The 19327-nt window shown below is 68.3% G+C and carries 26 protein-coding genes and 1 pseudogene; 16 read left to right on the top strand and 11 right to left on the bottom strand.

The window, feature by feature from the left end; translation table 11 throughout:
- Positions 1-28 precede the first annotated feature (28 nt).
- Both ACGHX3_RS12805 and ACGHX3_RS12810 read right to left on the bottom strand, forming a co-directional pair.
- The gene (locus ACGHX3_RS12805; protein WP_394695193.1) at positions 29-556 is read right to left on the bottom strand and encodes a YqiA/YcfP family alpha/beta fold hydrolase; all 528 of its coding nucleotides are present in this window, start codon (positions 554-556) and stop codon (positions 29-31) included.
- Complete coding sequence (locus tag ACGHX3_RS12810; protein ID WP_394697288.1) at positions 553-1044, bottom strand: MOSC domain-containing protein; 492 nt, start codon at positions 1042-1044, stop codon at positions 553-555. The genes ACGHX3_RS12805 and ACGHX3_RS12810 overlap by 4 nt, the downstream gene beginning before the upstream one ends.
- An 80-nt stretch (positions 1045-1124) precedes the next feature.
- On the opposite strand from ACGHX3_RS12810, the gene ACGHX3_RS12815 reads away from it, so the two are divergent.
- From ACGHX3_RS12815 to ACGHX3_RS12830, 4 genes are all read left to right on the top strand, one after another.
- On the top strand, positions 1125-1697 hold the full coding sequence (locus ACGHX3_RS12815; RefSeq protein ID WP_394695194.1) for an N-acetylmuramoyl-L-alanine amidase: 573 nt from the start codon (positions 1125-1127) through the stop codon (positions 1695-1697).
- A 59-nt stretch (positions 1698-1756) separates the two neighbouring features.
- Positions 1757-2671, top strand: coding sequence for an acyl-CoA thioesterase II (gene tesB, locus ACGHX3_RS12820; protein ID WP_162336298.1), 915 nt, complete (start codon positions 1757-1759; stop codon positions 2669-2671).
- A gap of 9 nt (positions 2672-2680) precedes the next feature.
- Positions 2681-3181 carry a putative signal transducing protein gene (locus tag ACGHX3_RS12825; RefSeq protein WP_394695195.1) on the top strand — a complete coding sequence of 167 codons (501 nt, stop codon included), beginning with the start codon at positions 2681-2683 and terminating at the stop codon, positions 3179-3181.
- 95 nt (positions 3182-3276) lie between these two features.
- Entirely contained in the window at positions 3277-4491 is a 1215-nt protein-coding gene (locus ACGHX3_RS12830) for an RNA polymerase sigma factor (RefSeq protein ID WP_394695196.1), read from the top strand.
- Between the two features lie 48 nt (positions 4492-4539).
- Here the strand turns inward: ACGHX3_RS12830 and ACGHX3_RS12835 are convergent, their stop codons facing one another.
- Together ACGHX3_RS12835 and ACGHX3_RS12840 are read right to left on the bottom strand one after the other, a co-directional pair.
- Entirely contained in the window at positions 4540-4719 is a 180-nt protein-coding gene (locus ACGHX3_RS12835; RefSeq protein ID WP_394697289.1) for a hypothetical protein, read from the bottom strand.
- Between the two features lie 33 nt (positions 4720-4752).
- Positions 4753-5262: pseudogene (locus ACGHX3_RS12840) on the bottom strand (EF-hand domain-containing protein); the annotation flags it as partial.
- Positions 5263-5406: 144 nt separating this feature from the next.
- Here ACGHX3_RS12840 and ACGHX3_RS12845 point away from each other — a divergent pair.
- The 4 genes from ACGHX3_RS12845 to ACGHX3_RS12860 all read left to right on the top strand — a co-directional run bounded on the left by ACGHX3_RS12845 (position 5407) and on the right by ACGHX3_RS12860 (position 8519).
- Positions 5407-5991, top strand: coding sequence for a phosphatase PAP2 family protein (locus tag ACGHX3_RS12845; RefSeq protein ID WP_394695197.1), 585 nt, complete (start codon positions 5407-5409; stop codon positions 5989-5991).
- 1 nt (position 5992) lies between these two features.
- Positions 5993-6715 (top strand): arginyltransferase, encoded by a 723-nt coding sequence (locus ACGHX3_RS12850; protein WP_213602842.1) that lies wholly within the window; start codon positions 5993-5995, stop codon positions 6713-6715.
- Between the two features lie 133 nt (positions 6716-6848).
- Positions 6849-7223: a hypothetical protein gene (locus tag ACGHX3_RS12855; RefSeq protein WP_213602840.1), complete on the top strand. Its 375-nt coding sequence runs from the start codon at positions 6849-6851 to the stop codon at positions 7221-7223.
- Positions 7224-7319: 96 nt separating this feature from the next.
- A complete protein-coding gene (locus ACGHX3_RS12860) occupies positions 7320-8519 on the top strand; it encodes an endonuclease/exonuclease/phosphatase family protein (RefSeq protein WP_394695198.1) in 1200 nt (399 codons plus the stop codon).
- 72 nt (positions 8520-8591) lie between these two features.
- Here the strand turns inward: ACGHX3_RS12860 and ACGHX3_RS12865 are convergent, their stop codons facing one another.
- The gene (locus ACGHX3_RS12865) at positions 8592-8891 is read right to left on the bottom strand and encodes a hypothetical protein (protein WP_162336289.1); all 300 of its coding nucleotides are present in this window, start codon (positions 8889-8891) and stop codon (positions 8592-8594) included.
- A gap of 27 nt (positions 8892-8918) precedes the next feature.
- On the bottom strand, positions 8919-10103 hold the full coding sequence (gene purT, locus ACGHX3_RS12870) for a formate-dependent phosphoribosylglycinamide formyltransferase (RefSeq protein ID WP_394695199.1): 1185 nt from the start codon (positions 10101-10103) through the stop codon (positions 8919-8921).
- Positions 10104-10229: 126 nt separating this feature from the next.
- Between purT and ACGHX3_RS12875 the strand changes: the two genes are divergently transcribed.
- Genes ACGHX3_RS12875 through ACGHX3_RS12910 form a run of 8 tightly spaced genes read left to right on the top strand, consistent with a single transcriptional unit; the run spans position 10230 to position 14718 of the window.
- Complete coding sequence (locus ACGHX3_RS12875; protein ID WP_283771849.1) at positions 10230-10352, top strand: hypothetical protein; 123 nt, start codon at positions 10230-10232, stop codon at positions 10350-10352.
- 21 nt (positions 10353-10373) lie between these two features.
- Complete coding sequence (locus tag ACGHX3_RS12880) at positions 10374-11237, top strand: SPFH domain-containing protein (protein ID WP_394695200.1); 864 nt, start codon at positions 10374-10376, stop codon at positions 11235-11237.
- Between the two features lie 15 nt (positions 11238-11252).
- Positions 11253-11528, top strand: coding sequence for a hypothetical protein (locus ACGHX3_RS12885; protein WP_394695201.1), 276 nt, complete (start codon positions 11253-11255; stop codon positions 11526-11528).
- Positions 11525-11722: an Arc family DNA binding domain-containing protein gene (locus ACGHX3_RS12890; protein ID WP_213602817.1), complete on the top strand. Its 198-nt coding sequence runs from the start codon at positions 11525-11527 to the stop codon at positions 11720-11722. The genes ACGHX3_RS12885 and ACGHX3_RS12890 overlap by 4 nt, the downstream gene beginning before the upstream one ends.
- Positions 11719-11898: a DUF4177 domain-containing protein gene (locus ACGHX3_RS12895; protein ID WP_394695202.1), complete on the top strand. Its 180-nt coding sequence runs from the start codon at positions 11719-11721 to the stop codon at positions 11896-11898. Before ACGHX3_RS12890 ends, ACGHX3_RS12895 begins: the two co-directional genes overlap by 4 nt.
- A gap of 22 nt (positions 11899-11920) precedes the next feature.
- Positions 11921-12466 (top strand): PH domain-containing protein, encoded by a 546-nt coding sequence (locus ACGHX3_RS12900; RefSeq protein ID WP_394695203.1) that lies wholly within the window; start codon positions 11921-11923, stop codon positions 12464-12466.
- Positions 12467-12475: 9 nt separating this feature from the next.
- Positions 12476-13297 carry a M15 family metallopeptidase gene (locus tag ACGHX3_RS12905; protein ID WP_394695204.1) on the top strand — a complete coding sequence of 274 codons (822 nt, stop codon included), beginning with the start codon at positions 12476-12478 and terminating at the stop codon, positions 13295-13297.
- Complete coding sequence (locus ACGHX3_RS12910; protein WP_394695205.1) at positions 13267-14718, top strand: FAD-binding protein; 1452 nt, start codon at positions 13267-13269, stop codon at positions 14716-14718. The genes ACGHX3_RS12905 and ACGHX3_RS12910 overlap by 31 nt, the downstream gene beginning before the upstream one ends.
- 7 nt (positions 14719-14725) lie before the next feature.
- On the opposite strand, the gene ACGHX3_RS12915 is transcribed toward ACGHX3_RS12910, so the two are convergent.
- The 5 genes from ACGHX3_RS12915 to ACGHX3_RS12935 form a co-directional block, all read right to left on the bottom strand.
- Entirely contained in the window at positions 14726-15400 is a 675-nt protein-coding gene (locus tag ACGHX3_RS12915; protein ID WP_394695206.1) for a DNA-3-methyladenine glycosylase family protein, read from the bottom strand.
- Between the two features lie 4 nt (positions 15401-15404).
- A complete protein-coding gene (locus ACGHX3_RS12920; protein WP_313928454.1) occupies positions 15405-15773 on the bottom strand; it encodes a DUF423 domain-containing protein in 369 nt (122 codons plus the stop codon).
- Positions 15774-15918: 145 nt separating this feature from the next.
- The gene (locus ACGHX3_RS12925) at positions 15919-17076 is read right to left on the bottom strand and encodes a polyketide cyclase (RefSeq protein ID WP_162336279.1); all 1158 of its coding nucleotides are present in this window, start codon (positions 17074-17076) and stop codon (positions 15919-15921) included.
- A 253-nt stretch (positions 17077-17329) separates the two neighbouring features.
- Positions 17330-17971, bottom strand: a complete 642-nt coding sequence (locus ACGHX3_RS12930; RefSeq protein WP_162109974.1) for a response regulator transcription factor — start codon at positions 17969-17971, stop codon at positions 17330-17332.
- Positions 17968-19209 (bottom strand): sensor histidine kinase, encoded by a 1242-nt coding sequence (locus ACGHX3_RS12935; RefSeq protein WP_394695207.1) that lies wholly within the window; start codon positions 19207-19209, stop codon positions 17968-17970. The genes ACGHX3_RS12930 and ACGHX3_RS12935 overlap by 4 nt, the downstream gene beginning before the upstream one ends.
- Positions 19210-19327: the final 118 nt, after the last annotated feature.

Consider the following 19327-nt stretch of genomic DNA (forward strand, 5'->3'; position numbering starts at 1 on the left):
GTCCCGGCCTTCGCCGGGATGACGGCCTTCAAAGATGGGCGAGTAACTGCCCGAACGCCTCCGCCGAAGCAGCCACGTGATCGGACAGGCGATGCGAATCGTTGACCAGCAGCAGGCGCGCGCGGCGTGGAAGCGCCCAGTCGACGACCGCCTGCGCCGGGATCAGTTCGTCGTCCCAGCCATGGATGATCGATATGGGTACGGTCGCGGCATCCAGCGCCGGCAATGGCCCCATGGCGATTGCCGGCGCCATCAGGAACAGGCCGCGCACTGGCACCTCCAGCGAAATCCGCCCGGCGATGTAGCCGCCCAGACTGGAACCAGCCAGCACCACGGGACCGCGTGCGGCGGCCGCCTGCGCCAGACGGTGCAGCCGCTCCAACCGCGCCACCACGTCGCCCAGCGAACTGACGTCGCGACGCGCATCGAGGTCGGTGTAGTCGGGACGCTCGTGTGTCCAGCCCAGCCGTTCGGCCACGTCGGCCAGGGCGGCGACCTTGGTCGCGTCCGGACCGCTCTCGAACCCGTGCGACAGGATGCAGTGACCGCGCATCACAGCGCCTCCACTGCGTCGCCGAGGCGGAACGTGCCGCCTTCGACAATACGCGCGCACAGGCCACCGTGGCCGCGCATCGCGTTGTAGCCGCCGGCGCCGAGCGCGTCCTCCATGCGCGAGCAGGGGTCGCAGTCCTCGGTGCCTTCGAACACCGCGTCGCCGATGCGGAAGCGACGCCCTTTCAGCGCGACCAGGGGAATGCCCGAGACCACCACGTTCCTGCGCAACAGCGAAGGCGCCAGGTCCGGACGCTGCGCCAGCGCCGCGATGACCGGCAGGTGTTCGGCCTGGATCAGGGTGATGCCGCGCTTGCCGCTGCCGCCCTTGTAACGGTCGCCGACCAGACCCGCGCCGGTCTCGGCGTCGACGACCTCGGTGGCGACCATCACCTCGTCGCGCGCCGGGCGCAGGCCGATCCACTCCACCTTGCCGGCGCGCGGCAGGGTGGCCATCAGTTTGGCCAAGGGAGAGTCGGGATTGAGCGGCATGGGAAACCCGCGCGTCGTGGACATTGAAGGCCACCAGTTTACCGGACCGGGCTGCGGCCCGGTCCTGCTAGCATCCGGTCATGAGCACCGAGCTTCCCATGTTCGCCCGCATCGTCGATCCCCTGCCCTACGAGGACAAGCTGGAGGTGCGCCCGCTCGACCGGATCGACCTGGTGGTCATCCATTGCACCGAGCTGCCTGACCTGGCGATGGCGCGCGAGTACGGCGAGCGTATCCTGCATGCCTCGGGCACCGGCAACAGCGGTCATTACTACGTCGATCGCGACGGCAGCGTACACGTCTACGTGCGTCCGGAGCGTGTCGCCCACCACGTGCGCGGCTACAACCCGCGCTCGGTCGGCATCGAACTGGTCAACACCGGCCGTTATCCCCACTGGCTCGCCACCGGCAGCCAGACGATGGAAGAGCCCTACACCGCCGCGCAGCTCGCCTCGCTGGGCGTGTTGCTGGCGGACCTGCAGCGCGAACTGCCCGCGCTGCGCTTCATCGCCGGCCACGAAGACCTCGACACTGCCTGCGAGCCCGCCAGCGACGATCCGGACGTGCTCGTCCACCGCAAGATGGATCCGGGGCCGCTGTTCCCCTGGGATGCGGTCCTGCGCACCACCACTCTGCGACGCCTGCTGCCCTGACGGGTCCACGCACAGGCGGCGGCTATAATCGCCGCTCGCCACGCATCCCAGGCCCTCCCGTGCCAGCCCCCGAACCCGTCGTCTCCGAGCTGATCGAACTGCTGTCGCTGGAGCGGCTGGAAGACAACCTGTTCCGTGGCCAGAGCCGCGATATCGGCACCAAGTACGTGTTCGGCGGCCAGGTGCTGGGCCAGGCCCTGTCGGCCGCGCAGGCCACGGTGGAAGGCGGCTCCGGCAGCCGGCGCGCGCACTCGCTGCATGCCTACTTCCTGCGCGCGGGCAACATCGAGGCGCCGATCGTCTACGAAGTGGACCGCACGCGCGACGGCGGCAGCTTCTCGGTGCGCCGGGTCACCGCGATCCAGCACGGTCGCGTGATCTTCTTCTGCGCGGCCTCGTTCCAGGCCGAAGAGGACGGCGCCGAACACCAGTTGTCGATGCCGGAAGTGCCGCAGCCGGAAGACATCGCGCCTGCGCCACCAGTCCCCGCCGAGGTAATGGCCTCACTGCCACCCAAGGTGCAGCGCTGGATGTCGCGCCGCGGCCCGTTCGAGTTCCGCCACGTGTATCCGCGCGACGAGCTGAATCCGCCCAAGCGTCCGCCGTTCCAGCAGGTCTGGTTCCGGTTGAGCGAACCGGTCGGCGACTCGCCGGAACTGCACCGCGCCCTGCTCGCCTACGCCTCCGACTTCCAGTTGCTGGGCACGGCGACCTATCCGCATGGCATCAGCTACTACCAGCCCAACGTGCAGATGGCCTCGCTGGACCACGCGCTGTGGTTCCACCGCCCGTTCCGCGCCGACGACTGGCTGCTCTACTCCATCGACAGCCCAAGCGCGAGTGGTTCGCGCGGGCTGGCGCGCGGGCAGATTTTCGACCGCCAGGGTCGGCTGGTCGCCAGCACCGCGCAGGAAGGCCTGATCCGCGTGGTGCCCGATGCCGAAGCGGCCTCCGCCGTTCCGGCAAAAGACTGAGGAACAAGCATGCGGCAGGTGTTTTCCAGCCAGCGGATCGAAACCGTCGAAGGCGTGGCCAAGCTGCTGACCGACGCCGGCATTCCCGTGCACATCAGCAACGGTCGCTCGTACCACAGCAAGCGTGGCGGGCAGTTCAGCTATACCGAGCCGGTGAAGGCCCAGCTGCAGCCGGCAGTGTGGGTGCGGCACGCCGACGACCAGCCGCGCGCGCGCGAACTGCTGCGCGAGGCCGGCCTGCTGGAAACCACACGGCCCGGCTACGCGTCCACGCTGACGTTCACCAGCCCGCAGGACGCGACGACGCCCCAGCGCTCGTGGGCCTGGCGCATCCGCCTGATCCTGCTGGCGCTGATCGCACTGGCGGCCGTGGTGATGTGGTTGCGTCGTCCGGTGCCGCCACCCGCCGCCGTGCCGCAGCCTCAGCTGGAGCAGGCGCCGCCTGCCCAACCCGCCCCGGCGGAAGAAGAGGAAGAACGCATCCGCATCCAGCCCGTCAGTGGCGGCTGAGCCCCGCATGACCTGGAGGGCGGTGCCGCCGAGCCCGGTCACATCCTGCGCGCCGGCCCGTCAGGGTCATCGGTTCCCTCGATGACCCCGATGCCATGAACGCACTCGCCCTCGACCTGATGCTGCAGACCGAGCTTCCCGCCGCCACGCGCGGCAGCCAGGAAGCCTATGGCCGCATCGTGCATGCCTGCCAGAACACGGTCACCGCCATCGCGCTGGCGATCACGCGCGACGTGCAGGCCAGCGAGGACATCGCGCAGGAAGCCTTCCTCAAAGCCTGGCAACAGCTGGACCGGCTGAAGAACAGCGCCAGCTTCCTGCCGTGGCTGCGGCAGATCACCCGCAACCTGGCGCGCGACTGGCTGCGTGCGCAGCATGGCCGTCCGATGTCAGGTGAAGTGGCCGAGATCGCCATCGGCATGGCGGCCGATCCCGGTCCCACACCTGCCGAACGCCTGCTGCAGACGGAAGAGGAACTCGTCGCCACCGAGATCATCTCGTCGCTGCCGGAGGACAGCCGCGAGACCCTGCTGCTGTTCTACCGCGAAGGCCAGAGTTCGCAACAGGTCGCCGACCTGCTCGGGCTGAGCGACGCCGCCGTCCGCAAGCGCCTGTCGCGTGCCCGTGCGATGGTCCGCGACGAGTTGCTGCAGAGGTTCGGCGAATTCGCGCGCGCCACGGCGCCGACGGCGGCCTTCACCATGATCGTGCTGGGTGGGCTGGTCGGTGCGATGCCGGCCGCCAGCGCGGCGACGGCGATCGGATCCGGCGTGCTGGGCAGTGGCCTCATCGGGAAGATCAGCACCGGTGGACTGACCACCGGCGGCGTGACCGGTGGCGTCGCGGGCGGCTCGCTGAGCGTGATCTTCGAACAGGTCACCCAGCATCCGGCTTCGCTCAGTGGCCTGGTAGGCGGTGTGATCGGCGGACTCATCGGCTACGCCTTCACCTGGTGGTACCTGGCGCGTTTCTGCCAGACCGCGCAGGAGCGCCTGCAGGTGCGCCGCTTTATGGCGCTGAACGCCACAACGGGTTCTGTCTGGCTGTTCTGCCTGATGTTGGCGTCGCTGCTGACCACCGGCTGGCAAGCCGTCGCGATCATCACGGTTGTGGGGTTGGCAGCAGTCAACTACCAGTATCTCGCCATCCTGCCGAGGATCATGGATCCAATGCTCGCCAACCCTGTGAACCATAGCCGGCGTCGCGGCTACGGTTACGTCTTCGGCAAGCAGGCAATCATGCTCAGCAGTGTGCTTGCAGTGGGGGCGGTCCTGTTCGTGCTGGTGCGCACCGGGCGTTTGGCGTTTTAGCCAGCGCGCGCACCGGCCCCGTAGGACCGGTGCGCGATGACGCGTAGCTCAGCGTCGGGTCGGACGGCCCGCCGCCAGTTCTTCCTTCGACAGGAACCCATCCTTGTTGGTGTCCAGCGCATCGAAGCGCTCGGCGAAGCGGCCCTTGTCCTTCATCTCGTCGCGCGACAGGCGGCCGTCCTTGTTCGCGTCCATCGCCGCGAAACGCTCGTCCATGCGCGCCCGCATGCGCTGCTGGAACTCGGCACGGCGCGCGACGTCGGCCTGGTCGATCTCGGCGCGGGTGAGCTTGCCGTCCTTGTCGGTGTCGGCCTTGGCGAACCATTCGTCACGGCGCTGCTTGCTGCGCAGTTCACGGTCGGCGCGGTCGATCACGCCGTCCTTGTTGGCGTCCATCGCATCGAAGCGGGCGGCGAAGCGCGGATCGGCGGCAGCTTCCGCCTTGCTGATGCGGCCATCGCCGTCGGTATCGAGCTTCTTGAACCCGTCGCCATGGCGCTGGCCACCGTGGCGACCGTGACCACGCATGCCCTTGTGCTGCAGGCGCTCGTCAGCCGTCAGCTTGCCGTCGCCGTTCTTGTCCAGGGCGGCAAAGCGTTCGGCCAAGCGCGGATGCGCGGCGGCTTCGGTCTTGTCGATTGCGCCGTCGTTGTTCTTGTCGAGGCTCGCGCGCGCCGGCTTCGCGGCGTCGCCGGCCTGCGTGGCGGCGAACGCGGATCCGGCGCCGAGGGCGGCCAGCACGGCCACGAAAAGCAGGGTCTTGCGGTTCATCGTGTTCTCCTGAGGTCGCGGCGCCAGATGCGCCACTGACAGGGAAAACGCCTCGGCATCCCCGGGGTTGACGCGCGGACGGACGCGTTCAGGCAGCGGATGGTCGCGATCCACGCGACGGCGGGGTCGCAGTATGCTGGCCGCATGTCGATTCCCCTCGCCCGCGCGCTGTCGATCTTCGGCCACCCGATGCTGGTGCTGCCGATGGCCGTGCTGGCGATCGCGCTGGCGCAGGGAGATGCGCGCACCGCGATGTGGTCGGCGGCCGGCTTCGGCGCATTCGCCGCGCTGGTGATGGGTTATTCGTGGTGGCAGGTACGTCGCGGCCGCTGGGCGCACGTGGATGCCAGCGCGACGCACGAACGCAGCACGTTGAACCGCTTCCTGCTGATCGCGCTGGCCAGCGGCGCAATCCTGGTCGCCTGGCGCGGCGGGCAACCGCTGTTCGCGCTGGGACTCGCGCTGTCCGCGGCCATGATCCTGGCGGCGATGCTGACGGCACGCTGGTGCAAGCTGTCGTTGCACCTGGCATTCGTCGTGTTCGCCGCGTGCCTGCTGCGCGAACTGGGCCTGGTGTGGATGCTCGTGGCGTTGCTTTTCGCTGCCACGGTCGCCTGGTCGCGCCTCGCGCTGCAACGCCATACGCCGCGCGACCTGGTCGCCGGCGCGGTGGCCGGTGCGCTGGCGGGACTCGCGTTCTGGCCGCTGGCCACGCGTTGGACCGGGTGACATGGGCGAGAACACGCAATCGCTCGACGACCTGCGCCTGTTCCACACCGGCGAGCATCCCTGCGGCTACTGGCCCGACCGCGTTGCGCGCGACCTGGTGCTGGATCCGCGCGATCCGCGCTTGCCACAGCTGTATCCCGATGCGCTGGGCTGGGGCTTCCGCCGCTCGGGCGACATCGTCTACCGGCCGCACTGCCGGCAATGCCGCGCCTGCGTGGCCGTGCGCATTCCCGTCGCCGACTTCACGCCCGACCGCAGCCAGCGGCGCTGCGCGGCGCGCAACGCGCGCGTCGAAACACGGATCGTCGCCGCCTTGCGCGACGAGGAGCATCTGGCGCTCTACCAGCGGTATCTCGCGGCCCGGCATCCGCTCGGCGGCATGGACGACCACGGCGCCACGGAGTTCGACCAGTTCCTGGTGGGCAGCTGGTCGCGCGGACGCTTCGTGGAACTGCGCGAGGATGGACAGTTGCTGGCGGTCGCGGTGACCGACGTCATTCCGGGTGCGCTGTCGGCCGTCTACACCTTCTACGATCCCGCACTGGAATCGCGCAGCCTGGGCACGCTGGCGATCCTGCGACAGATCGAATGGGCGCGACGCGACGGCTATACACATCTGTATCTCGGCTACTGGATCGACGGCCACCGCAAGATGGATTACAAGCGCCGCTTCTCACCGCTCGAGTGCTTCGACGGGCGTAGCTGGGTCCGCGCGGATCTGTGAGTCGAAACACGTCCACGCGCCCAGTGTGAGACGTAAATGTAAATAGCAACTTCGTGATCGGCTGCACAGAATGTGCCACCGGCGCGCCCTGCGCGCCGGCCCTGGAACATCCACTCAATCGTCTGGAGTTGTCATGAAGTTCAACATTCTTGCCCTCGCGGCGCTGACCACCCTCGCGCTGGCCGCCTGCAAGCCCGCCGAGGAAGCGACTCCGGTCGCCGACGCACCGGCCGTCGAAGCCCCGGCCGCCACCGAGGCCGTTGCCGCCACCACGGATACCGTCGAAGCCGGCACCGGCGTGCCCGAGTGCGACCAGTACCTGGAAAAGGTCTACGCCTGCATCAGCGACAAGGTGCCGGAAGCCCAGCGCGAGATGATGAAGCAGGGTATCGAGCAGTCGAAGGCCGGCTGGGCTGCGCTGACCGACAAGACGGCGCTGGCCGCGCAGTGCAAGACCGCGATGGACCAGGCCAAGACGGCGTACGCCGCGATGGGCTGCTCGTTCTAAGCGTTCCACCGGGCCGACTCGTCGTTAGCCTGCGGCGCCCCGGGTTTCCGGGGCGCCGTTTTTACGTCTGTCACGGTGGCGTGACAGAATCCGCGCATGCGTACCCTTGCCCTCCTGCTCACGATGACCCTCGCCGCCTGCAGTTCGCCCGCCACGCTGGAGGCCCCTGCCGCCGGACAGCTCGCGGCAATGCGCGTGGCGACCTACAACACGTCGCTCTTTTCCGATGATGCCGGCGGCGTGATCCGGCAACTCGAAGGCGACAGCACGCATGCACGCAAGATCGCCGCGGTGCTGCAAAAGGTGCGGCCGGACCTGGTGCTGTTGAACGAGTTCGACTACGACGATGCGCATCGTGCCGCCGACCTGTTCCAGCAGCGCTATCTCGGCATCGCCCAGCCGGGCGGCGGCGAGCCGCTGCGGTACCCGTACCGCTATCTCGCACCGGTGAACACCGGCGTGCCGAGCGGCCTGGACCTGGATCGCGACGGCCAGGTCGGTACCGAAGGCCGCGCACGCGGCAACGATGCCTGGGGTTACGGCCTGCATCCCGGCCAGTACGGCATGCTGGTGCTGTCGCGCTTCCCGATCGACGAAACGAAGGTGCGCACGTTCCAGTTGCTGCGCTGGAGCACGGTGCCGGGCGCCACCAATCCCGTGGATCCGACCACGCACGAAGCGTTCTATCCCGACGCGATCTGGAAGCAGCTGCGCCTGTCGTCCAAGTCGCACTGGGACGTTCCGGTGCGCACGCCAGGCGGCGTGGTGCATTTCCTCGTCTCGCACCCCACGCCTCCCGTGTTCGACGGACCGGAAAACCGCAACGGCCTGCGCAATGCCGACGAGATCCGCCTGTGGCGCGAATACCTGACGCCGGGCGACGCGCCCTGGCTTTGCGACGACCAGGGACACTGCGGAGGTCTGGCAGCCGATGCGCGCTTCGTCATCGCCGGCGATCTCAACAACGATCCCGCCGATGGCGACGGGCAGCACGAGGCCATCGTCGAGCTGCTTGAACACCCGCGCGTCATGCGCATGGCCACGCCACGCAGCGAGGGCGGTGAAGAGACCGCGCTGGCATACGCCGCCAAGGGGCTTGAGCGCCGCGGTGCGCCTGCGCATGTCACCGGCGACTTCGGCCGCCGCAACGGTGCGCTGCGGCTGGACTACGTGCTGCCATCGACCGGTTTCAGCCTGACAGGCAGCGGCGTGTTCTGGCCCAAGAAGGATCATGCCGACGCCGCCATCGCCGACGGCAGCGATCATCATCTGGTCTGGGTGGACCTTACCCTCTAGCGCGGCATGCTTGCGCCCGGCGGGGCTACGCCCGTCGCGAACCTCAGCCCGCTACCGGCGGGCCGTCGCGACTTACGTCGCTCCCACGACGGGGTTGGCGACACGCGGACCGAACCCGAACAGCGATTCGTTCTGTGCCGACACGATCATGCGGATCATGCTGCCGGGCACCATCAGTTCCACCTGCACCTCATGGCCTTCGGCGTTCTTGCCGACCAGCGTCATCTCGGTGAAGGCGCCGCCGGTGTCGATTTCCTTGCAGAAGATATGGGGACCGTCGGGCTGGCTGGTGAGGTAGGGCTTGATCGCTTCGCCCAGCGCTTCCAGCGCCTGCGGAAAGAAAAAGACGGCATAGCCGGTATTGCCATTCATGGCGTCGCTCCGTTCATGGTGTGCGCCTCAGGCCAGGTCGATGGTGATGGCCGCAGCCGCATCGCGCGCCACGGCGCGTGCGGTGTCGACTTCGTTCGCACGCGCGAGCGTCACGCCAACGCGGCGATGGCCTTCCACGCGCGGCTTGCCGAACAACCGCAGGGCGGTATCCGGCGCGGCCAACGCGCCTTCGACGTTGCCGAACACCGGCACGCCGTGACCGTGCGCCAGCATCGCGCAGGAGGCGGAGGGACCGCTCTGCCGGATCGCCGGGATCGGCAGACCGAGGATGGCGCGCGCATGCAGCGCGAATTCCGACAGCTCCTGCGACACCAGCGTGACCAGTCCCGTGTCGTGCGGGCGCGGCGAGACTTCGCTGAACCACACCTCGTCGCCTTTCACGAACAGCTCCACCCCGAACAGGCCCCAGCCACCCAGGTCGTCGGTGACCGCGCGTGCGATCTGCTGCGCGCGTTCCAGCGCGCGCGGCGACATCGGCTGTGGCTGCCAGCTTTCGCGGTAGTCGCCGTCCTTCTGCCAGTGGCCGATGGGATCGCAGAATGAAGTGCCGCCGGCGTGGCGCACGGTCAGCAGGGTGATCTCGTAGTCGAAGTCGATGAAGCCTTCGACGATGCAGCGGCCCGCGCCGGCGCGACCGCCGGTCTGCGCGTAGTCCCAGGCCGCATCGATGTCGGCCTCGCCGCGCAGCGTGCTCTGGCCCTTGCCGGAGGACGACATCACCGGCTTCACCACGCAGGGCAGGCCGATCGACTGCACCGCCTCGACGTATTCCTCGCGCGTATCGACGAAGCGGTACGGCGACGTCGGCAGGCCCAGTGTTTCGGCGGCCAGGCGGCGGATGCCTTCGCGGTCCATCGTCAGTCGCGCGGCGCGCGCGGTGGGGATGACGCGCGCGGCGCCTTCGGCTTCCAGCGCGACGAGGGTTTCGGTGTGGATCGCCTCGATTTCCGGCACCACCAGGTGGGGCTGCTCCTGCGCGATCAGCGCGCGGATCGCGGCCGGGTCCAGCATGTCCAGCACATGGGAACGATGTGCCACCTGCATGGCGGGCGCGTCCGCGTAGCGGTCGGCGGCGATGACTTCCACGCCCAGGCGCTGCAGCTCGATGGCCACTTCCTTGCCCAGTTCGCCCGATCCCAGCAGCAGGACGCGGGTGGCGGACGGGGACAGCGGGGTTCCAAGAGTGGTCATGCGCACGGGTCCTGAAAGGGGGCGCCAGTGTAACGGGAGCGCCGACGAGCGGCGGCAGACACGCATTGACATTTGATATCAAATTGATATCTTTCACATCATCGCAAGCCAACCCGGGGAACCGCCATGCTCCATGTGATCCACCAGATCCAGCGCCGCTGGCCCTCCCAGGCGCACCGGGTCGTCCCCGGCCTGCTCCTTCTCTCCGCTGCCCTGCTTGCCGCAGGCGCCGGCCTGTCGCTGCTGTGATCCTCGCCTGAGACCAAGACCATGAAAGAGAACGCCAAGTCGTCGTTGCCCGGAATCCCGACCCTGCTGGGCCTGCTGGTGCTGGGCCTGGGGGTCATCGCCATTTTCATCACGGGCGCGGCCGACAAGCAGCCCGCCTACATGGGCGTGGCCGCCCTGCTCGGCTTCGTGCTGATGTTCCTGATGGCCGGGCTGTACAAGCTGGAACCCAACCAGTCGGCCGTGCTCAGCCTGTTCGGCAAGTACGTCGGCACGGTGAAGGACAACGGCCTGCGCTGGAACAACCCCTTCTTCAGCAAGCGCAAGGTGTCGCTGCGCATCCGCAACTTCGAAAGCAGCCGCCTGAAGGTCAACGAGCTGGATGGCAGTCCGATCGAGATCGCCGCGGTGATCGTGTGGCAGGTGGTCGACTCGGCCGAGGCCGTGTTCAACGTCGACGATTACGAGAGCTTCGTGCACATCCAGTCCGAAGCCGCGCTGCGCGCGATGGCCTCCAGCTATCCGTACGACCAGCATGAGGAAGGCCAGATCGCCCTGCGCAGCCACCCGCAGGAGATCTCCCAGCACCTGCAGGAGCAGATCGCCGAGCGCCTGGGCAAGGCCGGCGTGGACGTGATCGAGGCGCGCATCAGCCACCTCGCCTACGCACCGGAAATCGCCCAGGCCATGCTGCAGCGCCAGCAGGCCAACGCGGTGATCGCGGCACGCACGCGCATCGTCGCAGGTGCGGTCGGCATGGTGGAGATGGCGCTGGCCGAGCTGCAGAAGAACGACGTGGTGAAGCTGGATGAAGAGCGCAAGGCGCAGATGGTCAGCAACCTGCTGGTCGTGCTGTGCGGCGAGCGCGGCACCCAGCCCATCGTCAACACCGGCTCCATCTACTGACGCGGGCGCGCCGGCATGCATGCCCTGGTCCCGCTGGTCCTCGCCGTCTCCGGCCTGCCCGCTCTGCTGGTCGCCGCATGGATGAGCCGCGCGAACGACATCCGCTCGCGCGGGCAGGCCTTGCACTGGCTGCTGGTCGGCCTGGCGATCCAGGCCGGCGCGGTCGGCGTCTACTTCGCCGGTGACGATGGCCGTCGGGCGCAGGGCATCGTGATCGCGATGGTGGTGATGGTGAATGCGCTGATCGTCTCGATGGTGCTGCAGCTGCGCCGCAACAGGAAGCAACCGTGAGCGAGAAGCCGGACAAGAAGGCCTATCCGCTGCGTATCAACGCCGAAGTGCTGGCGGCGGCGCAGCGCTGGGCGGACGACGAACTGCGCTCGCTCAATGCCCAGATCGAATACGTGCTGCGTGATGCGCTGCGCAAGGCCGGGCGGCTGCCGAAGGGCGGCGCCCACGACACCGACAAGAAGGAATCGCCATGAACCACCGCTGGAGCCACAAGGTCGTCGAAGTTCCCTACCGGATGTTCGCGGGCAAGCTCACCGACCGCATCCAGCAGGAGCTGGACAAGATGAGCCAGCAGGGCTGGGAACTGGTCAGCACGCTCTTCATCGAGCACGAGATCTCGGTGCGGCTGTTCTTCAAGAAGTCGGCCTGATCCCCGCTTACGGAGCCCATCCATGCAGCATCCGCAGGAGTTTCCCGTCGCCCCACTGGCATCCCACGCTGCCTGGTGGCTGTGGCTGCCGATGCTCGTCGCGACCGGCGGCGTCATCGTCGCGATGACGATGGAGTCGCGCACGTCGCCACCGGCCGCTGGATGGCTCGCGGTTCCGTTCGTTATGGCCATCTGCGCTGTGTTGACACTCGCCCTGCGGCGCAGGCAGATCGTGCTGGACAACCGCGAGCTGCAGGTGCGCGCCACGTTCTATACGAAGAAGCTGCCCGTCGAAGCCATCGACCTGGACAAGGCGCGCGTACTGAGTCTGGAGGAACACACCGACCTGGCGCCGATGCTGAAGACCAACGGCTTCAGCCTGCCGGGCTTCAAGGCCGGTCATTTCCGCCTGCGCAACCTCACCAAGGCGTTCTGCCTGGTCACCGATCGCACCCGCGTCCTCACCCTGCCGCTGCGTGGAGGCGACATGGTGCTGTTGAGCCCGGCGCGCCCGGCCGACCTGCTGGCGCGCCTGCGCGAACTGGCGACGCCCGCGCCGCATCGCTAAGCTGCGGGCATGCGACGCCTGCCCACCCGACCGCTGAAGACGCTGCTGCTCAATACCGCGCAGATCGAGCTGTGGCCTGCCGACGTGCTGCGCGCACGCGGCAATGCCGATGCGCGTGCGCTGGCCGGCGCGCACACCGTGCTGCGCCGCAAGCAGGATGGCCGCTACCTGGCTGCGGTATCGACGCACGCGGTTCATCCGCTGGTGCCGGGCCTGATTCGTGAACCGGGACTCGACGACGCCTGGGATGCGCTGGACCGGCTTGAAGGCGCCACGCGCGGCTTCGATGCGGATGCGCAGGGCACGCTGCCGCTGCATGCGCTGCAGGAGCGGCTGCACGCGTTGGGACTGGACGACCGCTACGGCGAGCGCAGCGGTCTGGCGCTGGTCGCCGAACCCGCCGCGCTGGCGTTCGCCGGACGCGACCGCTATCGCAGGCCGTTGTGGCTGACCACCGCCGCTGCACGCGGGTGGCTCGCCATGCAGCGCGCGGCTTACGGGGAAGGCATCGTTCTCGACGCGATCTCCGGCTACCGCAGCCACGACTACCAGCTCGGCATCTTTAACCGCAAGCTGGCGCGCGGGCAGACGGTCGAAGAGATCCTCACCGTCAACGCCGCACCCGGCTACAGCGAACACCACGGTGGTTGCGCGCTCGATATCGGCACGCCCGGCGAGCCGCCGGCCGAAACCACCTTCGAGAACACGCCCGCCTTCGCCTGGCTCACGCGGCACGCCGGCGACTTCGGCTACACCATGAGTTATCCGCGCGACAATCCGCACGGCATCGTCTACGAACCGTGGCACTGGTGCCATCGGCCGGCGGCCTGACCGGCGTGCACCGTCGCGACGCGCTGCGTTGCGCGCTCGTCGCCGGCACGGCCGCGTGGTTGCCGGCCTGCAGCGATGTCGAGGACTCCGCCGCGCGATCGGCCAGCGATATCGCCCGGCTGGACAGTACCCGTCTTGCCGGCATTGTCCGACCCACGACCACCGCCGGTGTCGTGGCCGCCATGCGCGCCTGGCGCGGCGCGGTCTGCATCGCGGGCGCACGCTTCAGCATGGGCGGGCAGACACGCGAGCCCGAGGCGCTGCAGTTCGATCTGGCCGGCATGGACCGGCTGCTCCGGATGGACCCGGTGGCGCGCATCGTGCGCGTGCAGGCCGGCATGCGCTGGCGTCGCCTGCAGACGCTGCTGGATCCGCACGACCTGTCCGTCAAGGTCATGCAGAGCTACAGCAACTTCACTGTCGGCGGCTCGGTATCGGTGAACTGCCATGGCCGCTACATCGGGGAAAGCGCGATCGCCGGCACGGTCCGCGCCCTGCAACTCGTCACGGCGGATGGAAGCACGCATGAACTGTCCCGTGACCGCGAGCCGGCCCTGTTCTCAGCGGCGCTCGGCGGTTACGGCGGCCTCGGCGTGATCACCGAAGTCGAACTGGACCTCGCGCACAACACGCGTATCGCGCGAACGGTGTCGGCGGTGCCGCTCGACGCGTATCCGGACTGGTTCCGGGCGAACGTGCTGGGCAAGGGCGATGTCGTCATGCACAACGCCGACCTGGTACCTCCCGACTTCGACGCGCCACTGGCCATCACGTGGTCGCGCACCTCGGCACCCCTGACCGATACGCGCCGCCTGGTGCCGGAAGGCCTGGACTACAGCCGGGAACAGAACCTCATCTGGTCGGCCACCGAACTGCCTGGCGGCGATGCGCTCCGCGAGCGCTACATGACGCGCCGCCTGCTGACCGAGCCTCGCGTGATCATGCGCAACTGCGAGGCTAGCCTTGACGTAGCCTCGATCGAGCCGCGCACACGCCGGGTGTCGACCTACCTGCTGCAGGAATACTTCGTGCCGACGGGCGCATTCCATCCGTTCATCGCGCGGATGCGTGCCATCCTGCGCGCCGCCGATGCCGACGTGCTCAACGTGTCCATCCGGCACGCGGCCGAGGATACGACCTCGCTGATGCGCTGGGCGGACCAGGACATGTTCTGCTTCGTGCTCTACCACAAGCAGCGCTCGTGGCAGGATGCGCGCGCCGTCGGCTGGACGCGGGCGCTGATCGACGCAGCACTGGACCACGGCGGACGCTACTACCTGCCTTACCGGCTGCATGCCACGCGAAAGCAGTTCGCGCGCGCCTACCCACAAGCGGACCGGTTCGCGGCGATCAAGCGGGACGTCGATCCCGACAACCGGTTCCGCAACCTGCTGTGGGATCGTTACCTCGCCAGCCCCTAGCGTCGCATCAGTCCTGCGAACGCTTTGTGGGCGTCTTCGCCTCGATGCCGGCATCGGCGATGCGCCACAGGTACTGTGCGGCGTAGGTGCGGTACGGGCCCCACGCCTCGCCACGCGCCGCCAGTTCCTTCGGCGTGGGCATGGCGTCGAGCCTGTCGACGAACTGCGCGCCCTTGCGCACGCCGAGATCATCGATCGGCAGCACGTCCGGGCGGCCGAGGCGGAACATCAGCATCATTTCCACCGTCCAGCGGCCGATGCCGCGCACGGGCACCAGGGCGGCGACGATCTCGTCCTGGTGCATCGTCGACATCTGCCGCAACGTGGGGATCTCGCCCCGCCGCTCGCGCGCCGCCAGATCACGCAGCGCCAGCGTCTTGTTGCCGGACACGCCGCAGGCGCGCAGTGCCGCGTCGTCGATGCGATCCAGGGTGTCGACGTGGAGGCGCGCGCTGGCGATGGCGGTTTCGACGCGACCGACGATGGTCGCCGCCGCCTTGCCGCTCAGTTGCTGGTACAGGATCGCCCTGGCCAGTGCGTCGACCGGATCGAAGGTCTTCTTCCAGGTGGGCTGCGGCGCGAGGTAGCCGATCCGCTTCATCCACGCACCCAGCTTGCGGTCGCGCCGGGTCAGGTGGTCCCAGGCGTGCTCCGTGTCGAAGCCGCGTGCATGCCGGGGCATGACCTCAGCGCCGGATGGCGTCGACCGCCCACAGTACCCAGCCCAGCATCAGCATCGTGCCGCCGGTGGGCGCCAGCCGCGTCGGCAGGCCGAAGAGGGCCCCACCCACCAGGCTGCCCGCGAACAACAGCGTGCCCAGCAGCAGCAGGCAGAGCGCCGCCGTTCCAAGGCGTCGCGTGGTGCCTGGCGCCAGCGCCGCGAGCGCCAGTCCGTGACCGAACGCGAACAGCGCGGCCATCTGCACGTGCGATTGCGCCTGTGCGGTCGCGACCCCGTGCGAGGCGTAGGCGGACAGACCCACCGCGACGGCCGCCAACAGGCCACCGGTCAGGGCCAGGAACGAGGGTTTGCGTTGGCGTCGGTCGTAGTTCATCGGCTTGGTGGTCCCGGGATCGGGCGGGCATCCTGCCAGCGACAGGACGCGCGTCCCGGAAACCGCCACCCCACAAACGCAACGCGCCGCATGAAGCGGCGCGTTGGGATGGAGCGGATCATCCGGGACAGGCGTCCGGGAGGGTTTACTGCTTGACCGCCCAGTAGACGTCGAACTTGCCGTCTTCCAGGAACGCGCCATCGACGCCGGACTTCCAGGACTCGTACGGACGGTCGACGACTTCGTGGCCGGCGGTGACCGCCCAGGCACGCAGCGCATTGCGCTGGTTGTCCAGCTGCGACATGTAACCGGTGTAGCTGCCGTAAGCCGACTTGCGGGCCTGCGTGCGGACGTATTCCACCGGCGCGCCGGACGGAATGGTGACCTTCAGTTCGCCCGTGGACGCGACCGGTGCCGACGGCGGCGTGACCGGAGCGGCATCGGCGGCGGCGTCGGCCTTCGGCGCGGCGCTGCCCTTGCGGACCGGCTGGGCGACGTCGAACGCGTACTTCTCGGTGCCGAAGTCGGTGGTGATGATGCGCAGCGGGCCGGCGGCGACCAGGCCATTGGCGTCCATCACGCGCTTGATCCATTCCTGGTTCGACTTGATCGAGGCCTTGATGGCGTCGTTGTTGCGGTCGATGTTGCCGGCGTTGACGACCAGCAGGTCCTCGGCCGGGACGTCGACGATCTTGAGGTCGGTCAGCGTACTGCCCGCTTCGCGGTAATCGATGTTCGGCACGGTGGCCAGCATGTTGCTCAGCTTGCCCAGGCCGGCCTTGACGGCATCGCCGACGTGGCGGCTGACGTACATGCCGGCATAACGGCCGATCAGGTTGAAGCCGTAGGAGACTTCATAGCTCTGCGTAACTTTGACGTTACGGTTGTTCTTGCCGCTCGGCTCCAGCGCGAAGGTGCTGCGCTTGTCGGTGCCCATGCGCTTGTCGACGATCGCGTAGACGATCTTGCCCGGGCCGCCGGTCGGCGCGGGGCGCTCGCTCTCGACGATTTCCCAGCTGCCCTGGCCCCAGGCCGCATTGGCGGAATTGAAGTCCACCTTGGCGCCGACGCCCGTGTTGTCTTCGCCGCCGGAGTAGCTCAGCTCGTTGGCCGCGCCCGGAATCAGCGGGTTCCAGTCCTTCAGACGACGCACGTTGTTCAGCGTGTCGAACACGATGGTCATGCGACGGTTGGTCTCGATGCTTTCCTGCAGCTGGCGCGAGGACGGCAGGACCAGGCCGATCACCAGAAACAGCGCCAGAACCAGCGCCAACGCAATCACGAACTCGATCAAACGGGTCATTCAGGAGTCTCCGGGGGCCGGTGCCTCGGCCGTGAAAAAAATGCACCGCGCATCCTAGCAGGGTTGCAGGGCTTCGGGCAGCCCATCTGACACCGGTTGGCCGCCCTCCTCCGGGACGTACGCGGGCGCATGCTGCGCCGGCCTCCGGAGTCCTGCTGCGCTGCAACGGCGGGCGTTTCCGCAATGCGGCCGGACGCCTTCGCTACGGCCCCGGCGTCGCCGCGAGCACCACGTCAGGCAGAGCGTCTTCTCCTCAGACCAGCTGCAGTTCGAAGGCCTTCAGCACCGCCCGGGTGCGGTCGCGCACGCCCAGCTTGGAAAGGATGTTGGAGACGTGGTTCTTGATGGTGCCTTCGGCCACGCCCAGCGAGTTGGCGATCTCCTTGTTGGAGAAGCCGCTGGCCATGAGGCGGAGGATTTCGGTCTCGCGGTCGGTCAACGGGTCGGGGCGGTCCAGGCTGACGAACTCGTTGCGCATATGCTCCAGCCCGGACAGCAGGCGCTGGGTGACGGCGGGCTGCACCAGCGAGCCCCCGTCGGCCACCGTACGGATCGCGCCGACCAGTTGCTCCAGCGAGACGTCCTTCAGCAGGTAGCCCTTGGCGCCCGCCTTCAGCCCGGCCAGCACCAGCTGGTCGTCGTCGAAGGTGGTCAGGATGATGGTGGGTGGCAGCTGGCCCGCGCGGGCCAGCGCCTGCAGGGCCTCGAGACCCGACATGACCGGCATGCGCATGTCCATCAACACCACGTCGGGCTTGACCTGCGGGACCAGGTCCACCGCCTGCTTGCCGTCGGCGGCCTCGGCCACGACCTCGATGCCGTCGTCCAGCGCCAGCAGGGAGCGGATGCCCTGGCGCACCAGGGTTTGATCGTCGACCAGACAGACACGGATCACGGGGTTCCTCCGGAGCTGAGCTCGGGTGTGGGTTCGGGTTGGGGAATGGAAAGGGGAGCGAGCGCGGGGGCCGCCTCGGTGACGGGCAAGGCGATATGCAGGCAGAAGCCATGCCCCGGCCGCGTTTCGATGCGCAACTCGCCGCCATACTGGACCAGGCGCTCGCGCATGCCGGTCAGGCCGTTGCCGGCCACCACCTGCTGGCTGCCGGCGCCGTCGTCGCGGGCGTCGATCAGTATCCGGGCGCCGTCGCGCCGGCAGTGCAGCCAGAGATGCCGGGCGCCGGCGTGGCGCACGGCGTTGGTGATGATCTCCTGGGTGCAGCGGAGCAACACATGGGCGCGGTGCGGGTCCTCGAGGGTCAGCGGCTCCTCGATGTCCATGTGGATGGCCAGCGACGGCACCTTCTCGGCCAGCGGCAGCAGCGCCGCGCCGAGGTCGATCGATCCGCTGTCGCGCAGCTGGCTGACCGCCTCGCGCACGTCGGTCAGGAGCAGCCGGGCCAGCGTATGCGCCTGGCGTACATGCTCCTGCGCCCGCCCTTCGGTCATGTGCCCGGCGACTTCCAGGTTAAGGCTGAGCGCGGTCAGGTGGTGGCCCAGCAGGTCGTGCAGCTCCCGCGAAATGCGGGTGCGCTCGTTGACGCGGGCGCTTTCGGCCAGCAGCACCCGCGTGGCGCGCAGCTCCGCGTTGAGCCGACGCTGTTCTTCGCGCGCCTGGGCCTGCTGGCGCGCCACATAGGTGGTGATGAGCACGAAAGCGGCGAAGCCCACGTAGAACATGGACTGGAAGAGTGCTTCCCAGAAATTGAAGTCGTCGCGCGCCATGAACGATGGCACCAGCAGCACGTGCGCGGCGAGCAGCCAGGCCACGGCGAAGCGCAATTCCAGCAGCCAGGGCAGCACGCCGGCCATGATCAGCAGCAGCACTGCGCCCAGGCCAGTCTGGGTATAGAAGCCCACGCCGATGGCGGTCGCCGTCAGCACCATCGCCAGCGGAACGTTCCACGCCACCGGCAGGCTGTCGCGACGGCCGTCTAGGGCCCGTGTGGCAAGCCAGTAGACACCGCCGAAACTGAAGTAGCACAGGGCCGTCAGCGGCAGGTTCACGCCCTGCCCGTCCGTTCCGCTGGACGGCGGCAGCACCCATACGTTCAGGATGATGGGAATTCCCACCAGGGCCCAAGTGTAGAGGCCTGCGGCGCGCAGCAGGCGGGTATGGCTCAGTCGTCCCAGCATCCGGGCATCTTAGGCGGAATCGTCCGGATCCATGGCCCAACTAAAGTCATGCCGACGTTGGAACGTGAGGTGGCCGGGTTCATCCCCGGCTCACCCGCGCCTCGCCGGTGGCGGCGAC

This window comes from Pseudoxanthomonas japonensis, assembly GCF_043632995.1.
GTDB lineage: Bacteria > Pseudomonadota > Gammaproteobacteria > Xanthomonadales > Xanthomonadaceae > Pseudoxanthomonas_A > Pseudoxanthomonas_A japonensis.

Coding starts and splice junctions, on each gene's coding strand:
- ACGHX3_RS12810 (WP_394697288.1), bottom strand. CDS start 1,044: ATGCCGCTCAATCCCGACTCTCCCTTGGCCAAACTGATGGCCACCCTG.
- ACGHX3_RS12815 (WP_394695194.1), top strand. CDS start 1,125: ATGAGCACCGAGCTTCCCATGTTCGCCCGCATCGTCGATCCCCTGCCC.
- ACGHX3_RS12825 (WP_394695195.1), top strand. CDS start 2,681: ATGCGGCAGGTGTTTTCCAGCCAGCGGATCGAAACCGTCGAAGGCGTG.
- ACGHX3_RS12830 (WP_394695196.1), top strand. CDS start 3,277: ATGAACGCACTCGCCCTCGACCTGATGCTGCAGACCGAGCTTCCCGCC.
- ACGHX3_RS12835 (WP_394697289.1), bottom strand. CDS start 4,719: ATGCGGGCGCGCATGGACGAGCGTTTCGCGGCGATGGACGCGAACAAG.
- ACGHX3_RS12845 (WP_394695197.1), top strand. CDS start 5,407: ATGTCGATTCCCCTCGCCCGCGCGCTGTCGATCTTCGGCCACCCGATG.
- ACGHX3_RS12850 (WP_213602842.1), top strand. CDS start 5,993: ATGGGCGAGAACACGCAATCGCTCGACGACCTGCGCCTGTTCCACACC.
- ACGHX3_RS12855 (WP_213602840.1), top strand. CDS start 6,849: ATGAAGTTCAACATTCTTGCCCTCGCGGCGCTGACCACCCTCGCGCTG.
- ACGHX3_RS12860 (WP_394695198.1), top strand. CDS start 7,320: ATGCGTACCCTTGCCCTCCTGCTCACGATGACCCTCGCCGCCTGCAGT.
- ACGHX3_RS12865 (WP_162336289.1), bottom strand. CDS start 8,891: ATGAATGGCAATACCGGCTATGCCGTCTTTTTCTTTCCGCAGGCGCTG.
- purT (WP_394695199.1), bottom strand. CDS start 10,103: ATGACCACTCTTGGAACCCCGCTGTCCCCGTCCGCCACCCGCGTCCTG.
- ACGHX3_RS12875 (WP_283771849.1), top strand. CDS start 10,230: ATGCTCCATGTGATCCACCAGATCCAGCGCCGCTGGCCCTCCCAGGCG.
- ACGHX3_RS12880 (WP_394695200.1), top strand. CDS start 10,374: ATGAAAGAGAACGCCAAGTCGTCGTTGCCCGGAATCCCGACCCTGCTG.
- ACGHX3_RS12885 (WP_394695201.1), top strand. CDS start 11,253: ATGCATGCCCTGGTCCCGCTGGTCCTCGCCGTCTCCGGCCTGCCCGCT.
- ACGHX3_RS12895 (WP_394695202.1), top strand. CDS start 11,719: ATGAACCACCGCTGGAGCCACAAGGTCGTCGAAGTTCCCTACCGGATG.
- ACGHX3_RS12900 (WP_394695203.1), top strand. CDS start 11,921: ATGCAGCATCCGCAGGAGTTTCCCGTCGCCCCACTGGCATCCCACGCT.
- ACGHX3_RS12905 (WP_394695204.1), top strand. CDS start 12,476: ATGCGACGCCTGCCCACCCGACCGCTGAAGACGCTGCTGCTCAATACC.
- ACGHX3_RS12915 (WP_394695206.1), bottom strand. CDS start 15,400: ATGCCCCGGCATGCACGCGGCTTCGACACGGAGCACGCCTGGGACCAC.
- ACGHX3_RS12920 (WP_313928454.1), bottom strand. CDS start 15,773: ATGAACTACGACCGACGCCAACGCAAACCCTCGTTCCTGGCCCTGACC.
- ACGHX3_RS12925 (WP_162336279.1), bottom strand. CDS start 17,076: ATGACCCGTTTGATCGAGTTCGTGATTGCGTTGGCGCTGGTTCTGGCG.
- ACGHX3_RS12935 (WP_394695207.1), bottom strand. CDS start 19,209: ATGCTGGGACGACTGAGCCATACCCGCCTGCTGCGCGCCGCAGGCCTC.